Here is a 15949-nt window from a genome sequence, read left to right on the forward strand (position 1 = left end):
CGAACAACCGGCGCCTGGAGGTTATGCAGAGGGACAGCACTGCGCAAGATCTCGACAGTCTTGAGAAAATTCGTGCCAGTCAGCTCGTGGGTTCGACCTGTGGTTCGGGGCGGAGGGCTCGGAGCCAGAGCTCGGTCTGGGCGATGTGGGCGGAGGCGGCGGTGGCTGCGGCCGCCGGGTCCCGACGGGCGATGGCGGCCAGGATCGCGCGGTGGCCGCGGTCGCTGGTCTGCTTGATCGCGTCGAAGTCCGCGCCCGGCTCGAAGATGCGGTAGTGGCCGCCGCGACCCCGGATCACGCCGGTCAGGGCGGTGACGGTCGGGTTGCCGCCGGCCGTGCAGATCGCGCCGTGGAACTCGGCATCCAGGATCTGGATCTCGGTGGCGTCCGTGGTCGCCTCCAGCTTGTCCAGGATGTCGCTCAGTCGCCGTTCCAGGTCCGGGTCCTGGCGGGCGGCGGCCGCCGCGGTGGCGTGCGCCTCGAGCACTCGCCGTACCTCCATCAGCTCGAGCACGCCCTCGAGCGGGATCAGCTCGACCGAGAGTGAGAACCGGCTGATGATCTCGGCCGGGTCGAGCGCCGACACGTACGTCCCGGAGCCGTGCCGGGACTCGATCACGCCGAGCGCGGCCAGCGACCGGACCGCCTCGCGCAGCGAGCTGCGGGACACGCCGAGGTGGTCGCACAGCTCGGGCTCCGGCGGGAACTTGGCGCCCGGCCCGAGCTCGCCGGACGCGATCATCTGGCGCAGGCCGGCCAGGGCCTTGTCCGTGGCTGCCATCTGCCACCTCCTCGGGTCTCCACCTAAAAGAGTAAGTCCTCAGACCACTCGTGGTCACATTCTCGCCAACATCTTGTCGTTCCCGCGTGCCGGTCGCTAGGGTGCAGGAACGGTCGACCGATTCATCAGATGTCAGGCCAAAATCATCTGATGCCCTCCAGTCATCCCCTGGCCCACATCCCCTGAGGAGACGTGCCATGCCCCACCGGCCACGCACGATGTTCGCACCGCTCGCCGCCGCGGCGACGGCCGCCGCGCTGCTGCTCACCGCCTGCGGTCCCGGCCCCGCCGAGAAGGCCGACGGCCAGGTCACGCTGCAGATGGTCGAGAGCCTGACCAACCCGACCCGGACCACGCTGCTGAAGAAGCTGATCGCCGACTTCGAGGCGAAGAACTCCGGGATCAAGGTGCAGCTGATCTCGCCGCCGACCAACCAGGCGGACCAAAAGATCCAGCAGATGCTGCAGTCCGGCAAGGGTGTCGACGTACTCGAGGTGCGGGACACCACGGTCGGGCCGTTCTCGACCAACAAGTGGATCTACGACATGGCGCCCGACCTGAAGGGCTGGGACGGCCTGCAGGCACTCACCCCGAACGCGCTCAAGGTCGCCCAGGAGGGCGGCAAGTCGTACATGGTCCCGTACGGCTTCTACGGCCTGTCGCTGTTCTACCGCAAGGACCTGGTCCAGCAGGCCGGGTTCGGCGGCGCGCCGAAGAGCTGGGCCGAGCTGGTCGAGCAGGCGAAGAAGATCAACAACCCGTCCAAGAACGTCTACGGGTACTCGTTCCGCGGTGGCCTCGGCGCCGGCGGCAACGCGATCGCGGTCATCTCCGGCTACGTGATCGACGACATCAACCGGGACAACGCGTTCAAGCTGACCAACGGCAAGACGATCTTCTCGTCGCCGAAGGCGGTCGACGCGCTCAACCTGTACGTCGACCTGTTCAAGAACGCTGCCCCGCCGTCCTCGGTCAGCTGGGGCTACCCGGAGATGGTGCAGGGCTTCACCTCCGGTACGACGGGCTTCCTGCTGCAGGACCCCGAAGTCATTGCGACCGTCAAGCAGTCCAAGACGATCAAAGAAGACCAGTGGGGTACGGCGCCGCTGCCCGTCGGACCGACCGGGAAGGCGGCTCAACCGCTGGCGAACGCAGGCTGGGGTGTCGCGCAGGGCAGCACGCACAAGAAGGAGGCGGTCGAACTGGTGAAGTTCCTGACCTCCGGCGACTCCGCGATGACGTTCTCGAAGGAGAACAGCCTGGTGCCGATCCTGAAGTCGGCGGCCGACGACCCGTTCTTCAAGGACGGCCCATGGGCGTCGTACGTGGCGATGAACGAGTCGCCGGACACCTACGTCGTGGTGACGCAGCCGCGCGGCGTGCCGTGGTCGACGGAGTGGGGCAACAAGGCCGATGCCGACGTACAGAAGCTGATCACCGGGAAGGCCCAGCCGGCCGAGATCCTGAAGAGCTGGGACGAGTACTGGACGAAGAAGTGGGCCGGGAACTGAGCAGATGGCTTTGACGGAAACTGACCGGCCGGCTGTGCAGCCACCCGCGACCAGGCGGCCGGTCAGCAGGAAGCGGTTCACCGGGCGGACCGCGCTGGTGCTGTTCGCCTTCATGCTGCCCGCGCTGGTGTTCGTCGGGTTGTTCACCTACTACCCGCTGCTGAGCGGGATCCAGATGGCGTTCCGGAACTACAACCTGAACGACCTTTCGGACACGTCGTGGGTCGGCCTGGACAACTTCCGGACGCTGCTGGACGACGAGATGTTCCGCGGCACGGTGCAGAACTCAGTCGTCTGGGTGGTCGGCTCGCTGGTCCCGCAGTTCCTGATCGGCTTCACGATGGCGCTCTGGCTGCGCCGGAAGTTCCGGTTCCGCGGGACGTACCAGGCGCTGGTGTTCTTCCCGTGGGCGGTGTCCGGGTTCCTGATCGGCATCCTGTTCCGCTGGATGTTCAACGGCGAGTTCGGCGTGGTCAACGACCTGCTGATGAAGACGCACCTGATCGACACCCCGGTGCCGTGGCTGGCCGACGCCCGGTACGCGATGTTCGCGGTCATCGTCGCGAACGTCTGGTACGGCGTGACGTTCTTCGCGATCATGATCCTCGCGGCCCTGCAGTCGGTGCCGGAGGAGTTGTACGAGGCGGCCGCGATCGACGGCGCCGGCAAGGTCCGGACGCTGTTCAGCATCACCATTCCGTCGATCCGGACGACGCTGGCGCTGACCGTGCTGCTGCGGGTGATCTGGATCTTCAACTCACCCGAGCTGATCTTCGGCATGACCGGCGGCGGCCCCGCGAACGAGACGCACATCGTGACGTCGTACATGATCCAGGTGACCCAGGAGGGTGACTACGGACGCGCCTCGGCGATGGGCGTGATGGTCGTGTTCGTGCTGCTGCTGTTCGCCGTCTTCTACCTGATGGCGATCCGGCCCAGGAAGGCACTCAGATGATCCGCTCCGAAACCCTGGCCGGCCGGATCGTGAAGTTCGGCGGGCTCGGGATCTGCCTGCTCTTCACGGTGTTCCCGCTGTACTGGATCCTGATCACGTCGTTCAAGGACCCGGGCACGATCTTCGCCTACCCGTTGAGGTACTGGCCGAGCGCCTGGTCGCTGGAGAACTACCGCGGCCTGTTCGGCACGTCGAACTTCGGGGTCTTCGTCGGCAACAGCCTGATCGTGTCCACGGTCGCCGCCGCGCTGGCCACGGTGGTCTCACTGCTGTCGGCGTACGTGCTGGCGCGGTTCGAGTTCGTCTCCAAGGGCGCGGTGATGGGCGCGTTCCTGGTGACGCAGATGATCCCCGGGTTCATCGCGCTCGGCTCGCTCTACATCCTGATGACCCGGATGTACCTGGTCGACAACCGCTGGGGCCTGGTCCTGGTGTACGTCGCGATGTCGATCCCGCTGTGCACCGTGATGCTGCGCGGGTTCTTCGAGAACGTGCCGGCCTCGCTGGAGGAGGCCGCGATGGTAGACGGGTGCTCGCGGCTGTCCGCGTTGTTCCGGGTGCTGGTGCCGGTGATGACGCCGGGGATCGCGGCGTCGTACATCTTCAACTTCGTGAACTGCTGGAACGAGCTGTTCCTGTCGGTGACGCTGCTGAACAGCGACAGCAACAAGACGATCCCGGCGGCGCTGAACGGGTTCATCAGCAGTTACAACATCGACTGGGGCTCGATGTCGGCGGCCGCCGTACTGAGCATCGTGCCGACGATGATCCTGTTCGCCGTCGCCAGCCGCTACATCGTGGAGGGCCTGACCGCGGGCGCCGTCAAGGAGTGAAGGAAGGCCGCCAACTCGCTGACCCGCCAGTGCCGCGGGCTGATCTCCTCGTACGGCGTACCGACCGCACCGTCGACCAGGATCGTCGCCATGCCCCGGGCCCGCGGAACCTCGAGGTTGACCGGGAGATCGTCGAACATGGCGGCGCGCCCCGGATCGACGGTGAAGCGGGCCAGAAAGGCGTCGAAGCTCTCCTCGTACGGCTTCGGGATCAGGTCGCCGGCGAGGATGTCGAATATGCCGTCGAAGCAGGCGGTCAGGCCGAGCTGCCGGAGCGCCTGCTCGGCGTGGTACGACGAGCCGTTCGTGTAGACGTACCGGCGTCCCGGGAGCGCGCTGAGCGCCTTGGCGAGGGTCGGGTCCGGGCTGAGCACGGTGTAGTCGATCCGCCGCTCGAAGCTGAGGAACTCGTGCGGGTCGATGTCCCGCGTCGTCATCGCGCCGCGCAGCGACGTGCCGTACTGCGCGACCAGCTCGGCCTGGATCCGCCGGGCGCCGGCCACGTCGGTGCCGTAGAACTCGGCCACCGACGACAGGATGCCGTGCGTGACCTGCTCGGCCAGCGCCGAGCCCGCCGGGTAGAGCGTGTTGTCGAGATCCAGCACCCAGGTGTCGATGTCCGCCAGCACCCGTCCAGAGTAGTGACAGACTGGGAACTGTCATCGACGGGAGGATGCGAGAACGTGGCGACTGCGCTCATCACCGGGCCGGCGACCGGGATCGGCCGGGCGTTCGCGGACAAGCTGGCGCTGGAGGGCTACGACCTGGTGCTGGTGTCGCGGGACGAGGCGCGGCTGAAGGAGACGGCCTCCGAGCTCACCCGGCTGCACGGCGTCGCCTGCGAGGTGCTGCCGGCCGACCTCACCGACCCGGACGACCTGGCCAAGGTGGAGGAGCGGTTCCGGTCCGGGCCGATCGAGGTGCTGGTCAACAACGCCGGGTTCGGGCAGAAGAAGCCGTTCTGGGCGAACCCCGTCGAGGTCGAGGAGAAGCAGTTCGACCTGCTGGTCCGGGTGGTGCTGCGGCTGACGCATGCCGCCGTACTGCCGATGATCGAGCGCGGGTCGGGTGCGGTGATCAACGTGTCGTCGATCGCCGGGTTCCTGCAGCGGGGCAGTTACAACGCGCACAAGGCGTGGGTGACGACGTTCTCCGCCGGGCTGGCGACCGAGCTGCACTCGAAGGGTGTCGCGGTGATGGCGCTGTGCCCGGGGCTGGTGCACACCGAGTTCCACGACCGGATGGGGATGGACAAGTCGGTCATCCCGTCGTTCATGTGGCTGGACGCGGCCGACATGGTCGACGCCGCCTGGCAGGACCTGATGCGCGGCAAGGCGATCTCGATCCCGACCCGCCGCTACAAACTCCTCACCGTCGCGGCCCGCTACGTCCCCCGCACCCTCATCGCCCGCATCTCCACCGTAGGCCTCGACGGCCGCCGCCGTTATCTTGCCGGACGGAGGGACTCGTAGAGGGTCTTGGCGAGGGCGGTTGCGAAGGTGTCGAGCTCGGCCTCGGTCGGGTTGGCGCCGGTGAAGTTGATCTCGAAGCCGCGTTGGAAGCAGGAGCCGAAGAGCAATGCCGCGGCGGCTGAGAGGTCGGCGGTACGGCGGACGCGGCCGAGCTTCTGCTCCGCTCGGAGATAGGCGACCAGGCCCTCCTGCGCCTTGTGCGGACCGGCGTTCAGCTCGTGCATCCGGACCCGGTGGGTGGCGAGCAGGTCCCGGGAGGAGAACAGCGAGACCATGATCGGGAAGCTCTCCGCGTAGAAGTCGATCGCGGTGCGGGCCAGCAGGGTCAGGTTGCTGCGCACCGTGCCGCTGCCGGCGCTGGTGATGAGTGCCATCAGCGACTCCGCCAGATCGGGAAGCCGTTCGTTGAACACTGCGAGCACGATCGCGGTCTTGTCGGCGAAGTGCTTGTAGAGCGCAGCCTCGGAGTAGCCCGCGACCTGCGCGATCGACTTGGTCGTCGCGCGCGCGTAGCCCTGCGTCCGCATCACCTCCGCGGCCGCGTCCAGGATGTCGTCCCTGGTGCCCACCGGACCTCCTCTCGCCTGCAGGCAGCCTACCTTGACAGGTTGGTGAGTGTTCACTAACCATGGTTAGTGAGTGTTTACTAACCTGGAGGCGGAGACGATGAAACTCGTGGTGTTCGGGGCGTCGGGCCGGATCGGAACCGAGTTGGTGCGGCAGGCGCTGGCGGCTGGGCATGAGGTGACTGCGGTCGTGCGGGAAGGCTCGACGGTCGACGTGCAGGTGCCGGCGGGGGTTGGAGCGCACGGCGGTGCGCTCGAGGTGGTGAGTGCGGAGGTGATGGACCCGGCCGCCATCGCTTCGGTGATCTCCGGGCAGGACGCCGTACTGTCGGCGCTGGGGCCGCGTGGGCGTGGGCCGACGACTGTCTGTGCGGACGGGACCCGCAGCATGGTCGAGGCGATGGGTCAGACCGGCGTACGGCGTTTGCTCGTGGTCAGCGCCGCCGCGATCCACACCACCGGAGACGATCCGTTCACGAAGTACGTCGTGAAGCCGATCCTCGGCCGGGTCCTGAAGGACTCGCTCACCGACTCCCGGCGGATGGAGGAGCTGGTCCAGCCGGCCGACCTGGACTGGACGATCGTGTGCCCGCCCCGGCTGACCAACGCCGCGCCGAAGGGCCGGATCCGCAGCAACACCGAAGGCACCGTCCGCGGCGGCTTCAGCATGACCCGCGCCGACGTCGCCACCTACCTCCTGCAGGCCGTCGCCGACGAGTCGGTGATCCGCCGCACGGTGGTGATCGCCAACTGAGTTCCAACCAACTCGGCCCTGGCCGGGCAGTCGACGGTGAGGGTCACGACGACGCCGCCGTCGGCGGAGCGGTCGCTTCCGGAGCCGGCGGAGACGCCGTCCGCGGTGCCGAAGCGGCGAAGATCGTCGCGACGATCAAGTCCTGCAAGGCGCTCGATCCCGCGCCGACGCACGCCCGCGAGCTGACCGAGAACCGGACGCTGCCGGTCGGCGACGCGACCGTCATCCTGCGCTGGTACGACTGCCCGCTCCCGTCCGACCCGGGCAGCGAGCCGGGCGGCTTCCCGTACGCCGTCACCCGCGACGGCGCCGTCGTCTCGGTGCTCGCCTTCCGCGAGATGGGCGACGGGGTGAAGGCGTCCAACTTCGAGAAGCTGGCCCGTACGGCGGCCGACCGGCTCAGCTGAGCCGGATCACAGCTTCTCGGCGACCTCGGTCAGTACGGCGAGAGTCGCGGTGACGAGCGGGTGATCGGCCCGGCTCGAGCGCACGGCGGCGTAGACGCGGCGGGTGGGCACGGGCTCGGTCAACGGCCGGACGACCGCCTGCGCAGGGACGGCGAGCCGGGGGACGAGGGAGACGCCACCCCCGGCCGCGACCAGGGCGGCGACGGCGCGGAAGTCGTCGGACTGATGGACGACGCGAGGCTGGAAGCCGGCCTGTTCGCAGGCCAGCAGGACGACATCGCGGATCGGGTTGCCGGGCGACGGCATCACCCAGTCGTCCCCGGCGAGCATCGGCAACTCGATCACGTCGGCCGCGGCAGCCGGGTGGGACGGCGGCAGTACGGCGACGAACGGCTCGGCGTACAAGGGGATCCGGACCAGGCGCTGGTCGTCCGCGCGGGGGGAACCGCGGTGCTCGACGGCGATGGCGATGTCCGCGTCGCCGTCGAGCAGCTGGGTGACGCCCTGGTGGCCTTCGGCATCGCGGACGACGAGGTCGAGGCCGGGGTTGGTCTCGCGCAGGCGGGCCAGGGTGGGCGCGACCAGCAAGGTGATCGCCGTCGCGAACGCGGTGACCCGGACCTCGCCGGTCGCGCCGTTCGCGTGCAGCCGCATCGCCTCCTCGGCCCGCTCGACCTCCGCGAGGATCGTGTCCGTGTGGGCGAGCAGCAGGCGCCCGGCCGAGGTGATCGCGACGCGTCGGCCGCGGCGTTCGAGCAGTTCCTGGCCGACCTCGGTCTCCAGGGCTGCCAGTTGCTGCGAGACCGCCGAGGGCGTCAGGTGCAGCACCTCGGCGGCCGCGGTCACGGTGCCGTGATCAGCAAGCGCGCGCAGCACCCGCAACCTTCGAACCTCGATCACGAAGCTCAGCTTCGCACAGCTCGTGATCGGCACCGGTCACCAGCGCCAGCGTGGGACGCGGCTGCACGGCCCGGCCCCGCAGCGCACGCCGTACGGCGCGGATCGGGTGCCGGCGCGGACGCTGCGGCGCCTGCGGGATCACCGGGGCGTTCGGGAACGCCGAGTGGGTCTCTTCGTGGATGGTCTTGAGCACGTTGTAGGGGACGTAGATCACGGTGTTTCCTTTCGTCCCTTCGACGGTAAGAACTCACTCCTTCATGCGTCCAATGAAATCTGCTCGCAGAGTTGATGTGTCTGGTGCATGATCGGAGGTATGGAACTCCGCCAGCTCAGATCGTTCGTGGTGGTGGCCGAGGAGATGAACGTCGGCCGGGCCGCCGTACGGCTGCACCTGACCCAGCCGTCACTCAGCCGGCAGATCGCCGCGCTGGAACGGGATCTGGGCGTCGAGTTGTTCGCCCGGGTCAAGCGCCGGTTCGTGCTGACCGCGGCCGGCGAGAGTTTCCTGGCCGATGCGCAGGACCTGCTCCGGCGGTCCGACGAGGCGGTGCGGACCGCGCAGCGGACGCAGCGGGGTGAGCTGGGGACCTTGCGCCTGCGGTTCGTGCAGTCGGCGACGTTCGAGGTGCTGCCGCGGTTGCTGGGCACGTTCCGGCAGGCGTACCCGGAGGTCGTGCTGGATCTGGAGAGCGTGACGACGATCCGGCAGACCGAGGCGTTGCGGGACGGCCGGATCGACGTCGGGCTGATGCGTCCGACGACCCCGGAAGGTGCCCGGGCCACGGCCGGGAGGATGGACGGCCTGCTGACGCGGGTGGTGTCGAACGACTCGCTGGTCGCCGTACTTCCGGCAAGACATCGGCTGGTACGGCGGAAGCGGATCCGGCTCGCGGAGCTCGCGGAGGACCCGTTCGTCTTCTACACCCGGTTGAGCGGACCCGTCGTCCACGACTCGATCGTCGGCTACTGCCGCGCGGCCGGGTTCACTCCGCGGATCGAGCAGGAGGCGGCCGACGTGCAGACGATCGTGTCGCTGGTGGCTGCCGGACTCGGGGTCTCGCTGCTGATCGGACCGACCCCGCCGTCGAACCCGGACGCGGTCGTCTACCGCGAGTTGTCCGACGACCTACCACCCTGGCAACTGTCCATCGCCTGGTCGCCGGACAACCGTTCCCCGGTCCTGGCCCGCTTCCTGGAGCTGGCCTAGCTCGCCTCGGGCACGCCTCAGCCGAAGGTGTCCGGGTCGCCGCCGGTGCGGACGCCGGTCTCGAGGTCGGCGATCGCGGCCATGTCGTCGTTGTCGAGCTGGAAGTCGAAGACCTCGAAGTTCTCCTGGATCCGGCTCGGCGTCTTCGACTTCGGGATCACCACGTTGCCGAGCTGCAGGTGCCAGCGGATGACGACCTGGGCCGGCGTCTTGCCGTGCTTGTCGGCCAGCGTCTTCAGGGCCGGCTGACCGAGCAACTCGCCCTGCGCGAGCGGGCTCCAGGCCTGCGTGACGATGTCGTTCTCCGCGTTGAACGCGCGTAGCTCGTCCTGCGGCAGCGCCGGGTGCAGCTCGATCTGGTTCACCGCCGGCCGGATCGTGGTCTCCTCGAACAGCCGCCGCAGCGCCGGCTCGTGGAAGTTCGACACCCCGATCGCGCGGATCCGCTTGTCGGCGTACAGCTGCTCGAACGCCTTCCAGGTGTCGACGTACTTGTCCTTCTTCAGCGACTGCCAGTGGATCAGGTACAGGTCGACGTACTCGAGGCCGAGCCGCTCCAGGCTCTTGTCGAACGCCGCCAGGGTGGTGTCGTAGCCCTGGTCGCTGTTCCACAGCTTGGTGGTGATGAAGAGGTCGTCGCGGGGCAGGCCGGACGCGGCGATCGCCCGCCCGACGCCGGCCTCGTTGCCGTAGATCGCGGCCGTGTCGATGTGCCGGTAGCCGGTCTCGAACGCGGCGGACACGACGTCGGTGACGAGATCGTCCTCGATCTGCCAGACCCCCAGGCCCAGCTGCGGGATCTCGACGCCGTTGTCCAGGGTGGTGGTGGGGACTGTGCTCATCTGTCCATTCCACCGGGCCGAGGGGTTCCGGCCCAGTCATCCGACGTGTGACAACTACCTCATCAACCGGCCGTAACCACCTCATGGGTCTTCGCATCCGGCTCCAGGAACCGCAGCAGCCCTGCTCCCTCGCGCTCCAGCTCGGCCAGCGTCTTCTTCGTCGTCCGCCCGAACGGCGTGAGCGTGAGAGTCGCCACACCACGCTTCGCCACGGCCGTCCACAGGCCCGCGACCAGGCCGTCCACGGTGTACGTCGCCTTGACCCGGAGGTTCTTGGTGAACACCGCCGGCTTGTGCTCGTCGGCGATGATCCGCTCCCGCTTGGCGTGCGCGAGCAGCAGGTTGTCGAACTCCGGGAGGAACCGGACCGGCGCCGGCGTGTCGGGATCCGGCCGCGGCCCGTCCGGTACGTCGTACAGCGTCTTGCCGGCCTCGTCGGTGAACTCCTCGAGCTCGAGGCCGTCGAACAAGGGCTTCGCCTTCGGCAGGCCGGACCAGGTCTGGAAGTCCGCGGGTGTCGCCGGGCCGAACGCCTCCAGGTAGCGGACGACGAGCTCCTCCGCCTCGGGCTTCGGGTGCAGCTTCCCGCCGATCCACTCCTCGGCCGGGGTGAAGCGCGCGTTCGCCGGCCAGCTCCAGCGGGTGCCGGTCGGGTGGATCACCAGCGGCACCATCATCCGGGTGCAGAACCCGAGCGCCCGCTCGTTCACCGCCGGGAACTCCTTCTGCAGGGCGTCCCGGACCTCGGTGAACGTCAGCGGCTCCCTGGCCAGCAACTTCCGCGCGGCCTTCACGACCTTGTCCGGCTCGAGCCCTTCGCCGCGCTCCTTGAGCATCTTCAACCCCGCCTCGAGCACCGGCGCCAGGGTGGTCCTGAACCGCAGGTAGTCCTCGGCGGTCACCAGATGCAGCGTGCCGCGGAACAACGTCGCTCGCACCACTGAGCGATCCTCGACCGCCCGATCCAGGTCCTCCTCGGCGAACCCGTCGACCCGGGACCACAACCCGACGTACGGATGCTTGGGCTCCTGCCCCTGCATCCCCACCAGCCGCCCGACAGCCTCGGCCGCGGACACGTCGGACCGCTCCGCCAACAGCTGCCGCGCAAGCGTCGCCCGATTGACTGCCTTCGCACTCAGAACCGCCATGCAGGAATCCTGCCCGGCAGCACCGACAAAGTCAGCTGTAGTCCTTCTCGTCGTACTTCGGCAGGCCGAGGAGCCGGCGGATCTCGGCGGCCGGCGCCTTGCCGCTCTCCGCAGAGGCGAGCTTCACGTTGCGGGCCATCTCCGAGAGGCTGTCCGCCGCCGCCACCCGCAGCCAGTGCGGCCGGGCGGCTGCGTCGGCACGCGCGAGCGCCTGGATCTGGGCCGACACCTTGGTCGGCCAAGCGATCGACCGCAGCGCCTTGGACTCCGCGAGATTCGCCGCCGCAACAGCCCGCGCCCGCGCCTGCAGCGTCGCCACCGACGCCCCACTGTTGGCGGCCTTCTCGAACCGCTCCAACGCCACGTTGTACGGCCGAGTCACCGCCAGGTACCGCTCTCCTGCCGCGGCGACCGTCAACCGTGCAGGCTTGGCCGTCGCCGGCGGAGTACTCGCCACCGGAGCACTCGGCACCGCAGTAGGCGTCACCACACTCGGCGCGCTCGACGACGTAGCCGCAACTGGCTGGTCCTCACCACAGCCCGCGACGCACAACAACACCACAACCCCAGCAGCAACCAGCACCCGACGCATGACGCTCCCTCACCCGGACGAACCGGGATCACCTTAGACGGAGCGTCCGAATATCGCCCCAGGTGGATGAGGCCGGGGCGCGGCCGAGGTGCGATGTTCGTTCGGACAGGACGAGCCGACAAGGGGGAAACTCAGATGGCGATCGACACATTTATCGCCTACGTCGGGGTCTACGACGATCTGCGCGACGCGGAAGCGGACTACGAGGTCGTCAAGAAGCTGCACACCGATGCCGGACTGATCGACGCGTACGACGCGGCCGTCATCGAGCGACGTGATGACGGCAAGGTGAAGATCGCCCGCAAGCACGAGACACCCACCCGGGCCGGAGGGGTGCTCGGCGGTGGCGTAGGGCTGGCGACCGGGTTGGTCGTGGCGCTGTTCCCGTTCGCAGCGATCGGCGGTGGGCTGCTCGCGGCCACGACGGCCGGCGGTGCGGTCCTGGGGTCGGTGGCAGGCCATGCGGCGGCGGGCATGAGCCGCGGCGACCTCAAGGAGCTCGGCGAGCATCTCGACGCCGGCCAAGCGGGGCTCGTGGTCGTCGGCGTCTCGGACATGGGCGCCAAGGTCGAGCGGGCGATGAAGCGTGCGAAGAAGACCGAGGCGAAGCAACTGAAGGCCGACACCGCCGAGATCGAGCGCGACGCCCGCGCCGCGGGCGGCGACGGCAGTGAAGACGGCAAGTAGTACGCGCCAGAGGGTGACCAGGGAACGGAGGCCGTTCCGGTGCCGCTGATGGTGCGAGCAGCTGGTCTGGCGGTGGCCGTCCTGCTGCTCGGCTCCTGCGGAGACACCGGATCGGCCGACCGGCCGGCTCCGACGTCGACGCGATCGGTGGCGTCGCCGACGGCGACGCTCCCGGATCCCACCCGCTCACCGGACCGCGAGGAGACGGCCACCGCCGAACCCACCCGCACCCGGTCGCCCGAACGCGAGGAGACCACGGCCACCTCCGAACCGGAACGCGAGGAGACCACGACCACTTCCGAGCCGGAGCGCACCCGGTCGCCGGAACGCGAGGAGACCACGGCCACCTCCGAACCGGAGTCCCCGCGGTCTTCGGTACCCCAGGCAGCCCCCTCGCCGACCCAGCCGGCGCCACCACCGAGCCGCACCGAGGCGGCCCCGTCGCCGACGCAGCCTGCGCAGGAACCGACCTCGGATCCCGAGCAGACGATCGCTCCAACTGAGGCGGAAACCCCGGCAGGCCCGCCGCCGACCAGTTCGCCGTCGGTCCAGCCCACGTCGGCCGAGGCGGACGGCACGCCCACCTGGTTGTGGTGGACGCTGGGGGCGATCCTGGTCGCACTCGCCGTCGGCATTCCGCTTCTCGTCAGGGCGAGCCACCGCCGGGACTGGCGGGCCGACCTCGCGTCCGCCGAGGAAGAGGTGGCGTGGTTCGCGCGCGTGCTCATCCCGGAACTCCGCTCGCAGCCGTCGCCCGAAGAAGCCGCCGGCGGCTGGAACATCACGGAGAGCCGGATCACAGCGCTCGAGGATCGACTGACCGCTCTGGAGCCGACGGCCCCGGACGAGTCCGCGCAACAACGGGCGCTCGCCCTGCGCGACGCCGTACGTGCGGCACGGGCCGATATCCGGCGCCTGCTGGAATCCGGTAGCCCGGACACGATCGGCCAGGACCTGGACGCGGTTGCGGCCCAGCTCGAGCAGGTCCTCGGCGTACCGGACCCGTTGGCGTGACGTCTACCCGGCGAGCGCCGCGCGGGCCTCGATGAAGGCGGCGATGGCGCGCTCGACGTCTTCGGTGGAGTGGGCGGCCGAGAGCTGGACGCGGATCCGGGCCTTGCCGTGCGGTACGACGGGGTAGGAGAAGCCGATCACGTAGACGCCGAGCTCCAGCAGCTTGTCAGCCAGGCGGCCGGCTTCGGCGGCGTCGCCGATCATGACGGGGGAGATGGGGTGGTCGCCGGGGAGTACGTCGAAGCCGGCTTCGGTCATCTTGGTGCGGAACAGCTTGGTGTTGGCGGTGAGCTTGTCGCGCAGGTCGCTGGAACCGCCGATGAGCTCGAGGGCCTTCAGGGACGCGGCGGTCACCGACGGGGCCAGGGAGTTCGAGAACAGGTAGGGGCGGGAGCGCTGGCGGAGCAGCTCGACGATCTCGCGGCGGCCGGAGACGTAGCCGCCGGAGGCGCCGCCGAGGGCCTTGCCGAGGGTTCCGGTGATGACGTCGACGCGGTCCTTGACGCCGAAGAGCGACGGGGTGCCGGCGCCGTCGGGGCCGACGAAGCCGACCGCGTGCGAGTCGTCGACCATGACCAGGGCGTCGTACCGTTCGGCCAGGTCGCAGATCTCGTCGAGCGGGGCGACGTACCCGTCCATCGAGAAGACGCCGTCGGTGGCGATCAGCCGGTAGCGGGCGTCGGCGGCGTCCTTGAGCTGGGCCTCAAGGTCGGCCATGTCGCGGTTCTTGTAGCGGTAGCGCTTCGCCTTGGACAGCCGGATGCCGTCGATGATGCTGGCGTGGTTCAGCTCGTCGGAGATGACCGCGTCCTCGGCGCCGAGCAGCGTTTCGAACAGGCCGCCGTTGGCGTCGAAGCAGGAGCTGTAGAGGATCGTGTCCTCACTGCCGAGGAAGTTGCTCAGGGCACCTTCCAGGTCCTTGTGGATCTGCTGCGTGCCGCAGATGAACCGCACCGACGCCATCCCGAAGCCCCACTGGTCCAGGGCGGCCCGGGCAGCCGCGATCACCTCGGGGTGGTCGGCCAGCCCGAGGTAGTTGTTCGCGCAGAAGTTCAGTACCTCATTGCCGGTGGCAACGGAGATCAGCGACTGCTGCGGTGACGTGATCACCCGCTCGGACTTGTACAGCCCGGCGTCCCGGATCTCGCCGATGGTCGTCGTCAGGTCGTCCCGCATCCGCCCGAACATCAGTGCTTCTCCTCCAACGTGTCGCGAGTCCAGTCCATGATCACCTTGCCGCACTGCCCCTGCCGGGCGACCTCGAAGGCGTGCTCGAAGTCGCCGTACCCGAACCGGTGGGTGATCACCGGGGTCAGGTCCAGGCCGCGTTCCAGCATCACCGACATCGAGTACCAGGTCTCGAACATCTCCCGGCCGTAGATGCCCTTGATGGTCAGCATGTTGAGCACCACCGTGCTCCAGTCGATCGCGATCTCGTCCGACGGCAGCCCGAGCATCGCGATCCGGCCGCCGTGCGTCATGTTCGCGAGCATGTCCCGCAGCGCGGCCGGCTGCCCGGACATCTCCATCCCGACGTCGAACCCCTCCCGCATGCCGAGGGCCTGCTGCGCGTCGGCGATCGACTCCTCGCCGACGTTGACCGCGCGGGTGACGCCGATCTTGCGGGCCAGGTCCAGCCGGTACTCCGACAGGTCGGTGATCACCACGTTGCGCGCGCCGGCGTGCAGCGCGACCGCGGCGGCCATCACGCCGATCGGCCCGGCGCCGGTGATCAGCACGTCCTCGCCGACCAGCGGGAACGACAGTGCGGTGTGTACGGCGTTGCCGAACGGGTCGAAGATCGCGGCGACATCCAGATCGACCGGGTCCTTGTGCACCCATGCGTTGCTCGCGGGCAGAGCGACGTACTCGGCGAAGGCGCCTGGGATGTGCACACCGAGGCCGCGGGTCTTGATGCACAGGTGGCGGCGGCCGGCCCGGCAGTTGCGGCAGCGGCCGCAGACCAGGTGACCCTCGCCGCTCACCAGGTCACCGATAGCGACGTCGCGGACACCGACGCCGATCTCGACCACCTCGCCGACGAACTCGTGCCCGGTCACCATCGGCACCGGCACGTTCTTCTGCGCCCAGTGGTCCCAGCTCTGGATGTGCAGGTCGGTGCCGCACAACCCGGTGCGGAGCACCTTGATCAGCACCTCGTCGGCCTCGATCTTGGGCTCGGGCACGTCCTGCAACCACAGGCCGGGCTTGGCCTCGGCCTTCACGAGTGCCTTCACGGCACACCTCCACCTTCGACGATCGTCCACATCGTCGTCCCGG

General features: G+C 68.8%; 19 protein-coding genes. 8 read left to right on the plus strand and 11 right to left on the minus strand.

Annotation, left to right across the window (positions count from 1 at the left end):
* Nucleotides 1-79: 79 nt before the first annotated feature.
* The gene (locus ACIBGM_RS10265; protein ID WP_360514747.1) at nucleotides 80-781 is read right to left on the minus strand and encodes an FCD domain-containing protein; all 702 of its coding nucleotides are present in this window, start codon (nucleotides 779-781) and stop codon (nucleotides 80-82) included.
* 197 nt (nucleotides 782-978) lie between these two features.
* On the opposite strand from ACIBGM_RS10265, the gene ACIBGM_RS10270 reads away from it, so the two are divergent.
* Genes ACIBGM_RS10270 through ACIBGM_RS10280 form a run of 3 tightly spaced genes read left to right on the plus strand, consistent with a single transcriptional unit; the run spans nucleotide 979 to nucleotide 4080 of the window.
* Nucleotides 979-2292 (plus strand): sugar ABC transporter substrate-binding protein, encoded by a 1314-nt coding sequence (locus ACIBGM_RS10270; RefSeq protein ID WP_360514750.1) that lies wholly within the window; start codon nucleotides 979-981, stop codon nucleotides 2290-2292.
* A gap of 4 nt (nucleotides 2293-2296) precedes the next feature.
* Nucleotides 2297-3247 (plus strand): sugar ABC transporter permease, encoded by a 951-nt coding sequence (locus ACIBGM_RS10275; protein ID WP_360514753.1) that lies wholly within the window; start codon nucleotides 2297-2299, stop codon nucleotides 3245-3247.
* Nucleotides 3244-4080, plus strand: a complete 837-nt coding sequence (locus tag ACIBGM_RS10280; RefSeq protein ID WP_360514756.1) for a carbohydrate ABC transporter permease — start codon at nucleotides 3244-3246, stop codon at nucleotides 4078-4080. The genes ACIBGM_RS10275 and ACIBGM_RS10280 overlap by 4 nt, the downstream gene beginning before the upstream one ends.
* Here the strand turns inward: ACIBGM_RS10280 and ACIBGM_RS10285 are convergent.
* Nucleotides 4038-4709, minus strand: a complete 672-nt coding sequence (locus ACIBGM_RS10285; protein WP_360514759.1) for a pyrimidine 5'-nucleotidase — start codon at nucleotides 4707-4709, stop codon at nucleotides 4038-4040. The genes ACIBGM_RS10280 and ACIBGM_RS10285 overlap by 43 nt on opposite strands.
* A gap of 54 nt (nucleotides 4710-4763) precedes the next feature.
* On the opposite strand from ACIBGM_RS10285, the gene ACIBGM_RS10290 reads away from it, so the two are divergent.
* Entirely contained in the window at nucleotides 4764-5552 is a 789-nt protein-coding gene (locus ACIBGM_RS10290) for an SDR family oxidoreductase (RefSeq protein WP_360514762.1), read from the plus strand.
* Here ACIBGM_RS10290 and ACIBGM_RS10295 read toward each other — a convergent pair.
* Complete coding sequence (locus tag ACIBGM_RS10295; protein WP_360514765.1) at nucleotides 5525-6121, minus strand: helix-turn-helix domain-containing protein; 597 nt, start codon at nucleotides 6119-6121, stop codon at nucleotides 5525-5527. The genes ACIBGM_RS10290 and ACIBGM_RS10295 overlap by 28 nt on opposite strands.
* A 70-nt stretch (nucleotides 6122-6191) precedes the next feature.
* Here ACIBGM_RS10295 and ACIBGM_RS10300 point away from each other — a divergent pair, with 70 nt between their 5' ends.
* Nucleotides 6192-6872, plus strand: coding sequence for an NAD(P)H-binding protein (locus ACIBGM_RS10300; protein WP_360514768.1), 681 nt, complete (start codon nucleotides 6192-6194; stop codon nucleotides 6870-6872).
* A gap of 43 nt (nucleotides 6873-6915) precedes the next feature.
* Here the strand turns inward: ACIBGM_RS10300 and ACIBGM_RS10305 are convergent, their stop codons facing one another.
* From ACIBGM_RS10305 to ACIBGM_RS10315, 3 genes are read right to left on the minus strand one after another with little or no spacing between them, the layout of a single operon-like run.
* Complete coding sequence (locus tag ACIBGM_RS10305; protein ID WP_360514771.1) at nucleotides 6916-7236, minus strand: hypothetical protein; 321 nt, start codon at nucleotides 7234-7236, stop codon at nucleotides 6916-6918.
* A gap of 49 nt (nucleotides 7237-7285) precedes the next feature.
* Complete coding sequence (locus tag ACIBGM_RS10310) at nucleotides 7286-8179, minus strand: LysR family transcriptional regulator (protein ID WP_360514774.1); 894 nt, start codon at nucleotides 8177-8179, stop codon at nucleotides 7286-7288.
* Nucleotides 8136-8393, minus strand: a complete 258-nt coding sequence (locus ACIBGM_RS10315) for a hypothetical protein (RefSeq protein ID WP_360514777.1) — start codon at nucleotides 8391-8393, stop codon at nucleotides 8136-8138. The genes ACIBGM_RS10310 and ACIBGM_RS10315 overlap by 44 nt, the downstream gene beginning before the upstream one ends.
* A 99-nt stretch (nucleotides 8394-8492) precedes the next feature.
* Between ACIBGM_RS10315 and ACIBGM_RS10320 the strand changes: the two genes are divergently transcribed.
* Nucleotides 8493-9386, plus strand: coding sequence for a LysR family transcriptional regulator (locus ACIBGM_RS10320; RefSeq protein WP_360514780.1), 894 nt, complete (start codon nucleotides 8493-8495; stop codon nucleotides 9384-9386).
* A gap of 17 nt (nucleotides 9387-9403) precedes the next feature.
* Here ACIBGM_RS10320 and ACIBGM_RS10325 read toward each other — a convergent pair whose 3' ends face one another.
* From ACIBGM_RS10325 to ACIBGM_RS10335, 3 genes are all read right to left on the minus strand, one after another.
* Entirely contained in the window at nucleotides 9404-10228 is an 825-nt protein-coding gene (locus ACIBGM_RS10325) for an aldo/keto reductase (protein WP_360514783.1), read from the minus strand.
* A 62-nt stretch (nucleotides 10229-10290) separates the two neighbouring features.
* Nucleotides 10291-11376 carry a winged helix DNA-binding domain-containing protein gene (locus ACIBGM_RS10330; protein WP_396385145.1) on the minus strand — a complete coding sequence of 362 codons (1086 nt, stop codon included), beginning with the start codon at nucleotides 11374-11376 and terminating at the stop codon, nucleotides 10291-10293.
* A gap of 31 nt (nucleotides 11377-11407) precedes the next feature.
* Nucleotides 11408-11968: a hypothetical protein gene (locus ACIBGM_RS10335; RefSeq protein WP_360514789.1), complete on the minus strand. Its 561-nt coding sequence runs from the start codon at nucleotides 11966-11968 to the stop codon at nucleotides 11408-11410.
* Between the two features lie 135 nt (nucleotides 11969-12103).
* On the opposite strand from ACIBGM_RS10335, the gene ACIBGM_RS10340 reads away from it, so the two are divergent.
* Together ACIBGM_RS10340 and ACIBGM_RS10345 are read left to right on the plus strand one after the other, a co-directional pair.
* Nucleotides 12104-12655 (plus strand): hypothetical protein, encoded by a 552-nt coding sequence (locus ACIBGM_RS10340; protein ID WP_360514792.1) that lies wholly within the window; start codon nucleotides 12104-12106, stop codon nucleotides 12653-12655.
* Between the two features lie 48 nt (nucleotides 12656-12703).
* Nucleotides 12704-13669: a hypothetical protein gene (locus tag ACIBGM_RS10345; protein WP_396385147.1), complete on the plus strand. Its 966-nt coding sequence runs from the start codon at nucleotides 12704-12706 to the stop codon at nucleotides 13667-13669.
* Between the two features lie 3 nt (nucleotides 13670-13672).
* Here the strand turns inward: ACIBGM_RS10345 and ACIBGM_RS10350 are convergent, their stop codons facing one another.
* Nucleotides 13673-14857, minus strand: a complete 1185-nt coding sequence (locus ACIBGM_RS10350; RefSeq protein ID WP_360514798.1) for a glycine C-acetyltransferase — start codon at nucleotides 14855-14857, stop codon at nucleotides 13673-13675.
* Entirely contained in the window at nucleotides 14857-15906 is a 1050-nt protein-coding gene (gene tdh, locus ACIBGM_RS10355) for an L-threonine 3-dehydrogenase (RefSeq protein WP_360514801.1), read from the minus strand. The genes ACIBGM_RS10350 and tdh overlap by 1 nt, the downstream gene beginning before the upstream one ends.
* Between the last annotated feature and the right edge of the window lie 43 nt (nucleotides 15907-15949).

Origin of the sequence: Kribbella sp. NPDC050470 (assembly GCF_044458365.1) — a bacterium.
Taxonomy (GTDB): Bacteria; Actinomycetota; Actinomycetes; order Propionibacteriales; family Kribbellaceae; genus Kribbella.

What these genes read in the sequence shown, in the direction of transcription:
- ACIBGM_RS10265 (WP_360514747.1), bottom strand. Translation starts at nt 781, where the DNA reads ATGGCAGCCACGGACAAGGCCCTGGCCGGCCTGCGCCAGATGATCGCG.
- ACIBGM_RS10270 (WP_360514750.1), top strand. Translation starts at nt 979, where the DNA reads ATGCCCCACCGGCCACGCACGATGTTCGCACCGCTCGCCGCCGCGGCG.
- ACIBGM_RS10275 (WP_360514753.1), top strand. Translation starts at nt 2,297, where the DNA reads ATGGCTTTGACGGAAACTGACCGGCCGGCTGTGCAGCCACCCGCGACC.
- ACIBGM_RS10280 (WP_360514756.1), top strand. Translation starts at nt 3,244, where the DNA reads ATGATCCGCTCCGAAACCCTGGCCGGCCGGATCGTGAAGTTCGGCGGG.
- ACIBGM_RS10320 (WP_360514780.1), top strand. Translation starts at nt 8,493, where the DNA reads ATGGAACTCCGCCAGCTCAGATCGTTCGTGGTGGTGGCCGAGGAGATG.
- ACIBGM_RS10325 (WP_360514783.1), bottom strand. Translation starts at nt 10,228, where the DNA reads ATGAGCACAGTCCCCACCACCACCCTGGACAACGGCGTCGAGATCCCG.
- ACIBGM_RS10330 (WP_396385145.1), bottom strand. Translation starts at nt 11,376, where the DNA reads ATGGCGGTTCTGAGTGCGAAGGCAGTCAATCGGGCGACGCTTGCGCGG.
- ACIBGM_RS10335 (WP_360514789.1), bottom strand. Translation starts at nt 11,968, where the DNA reads ATGCGTCGGGTGCTGGTTGCTGCTGGGGTTGTGGTGTTGTTGTGCGTC.
- ACIBGM_RS10340 (WP_360514792.1), top strand. Translation starts at nt 12,104, where the DNA reads ATGGCGATCGACACATTTATCGCCTACGTCGGGGTCTACGACGATCTG.
- ACIBGM_RS10345 (WP_396385147.1), top strand. Translation starts at nt 12,704, where the DNA reads ATGGTGCGAGCAGCTGGTCTGGCGGTGGCCGTCCTGCTGCTCGGCTCC.
- ACIBGM_RS10350 (WP_360514798.1), bottom strand. Translation starts at nt 14,857, where the DNA reads ATGTTCGGGCGGATGCGGGACGACCTGACGACGACCATCGGCGAGATC.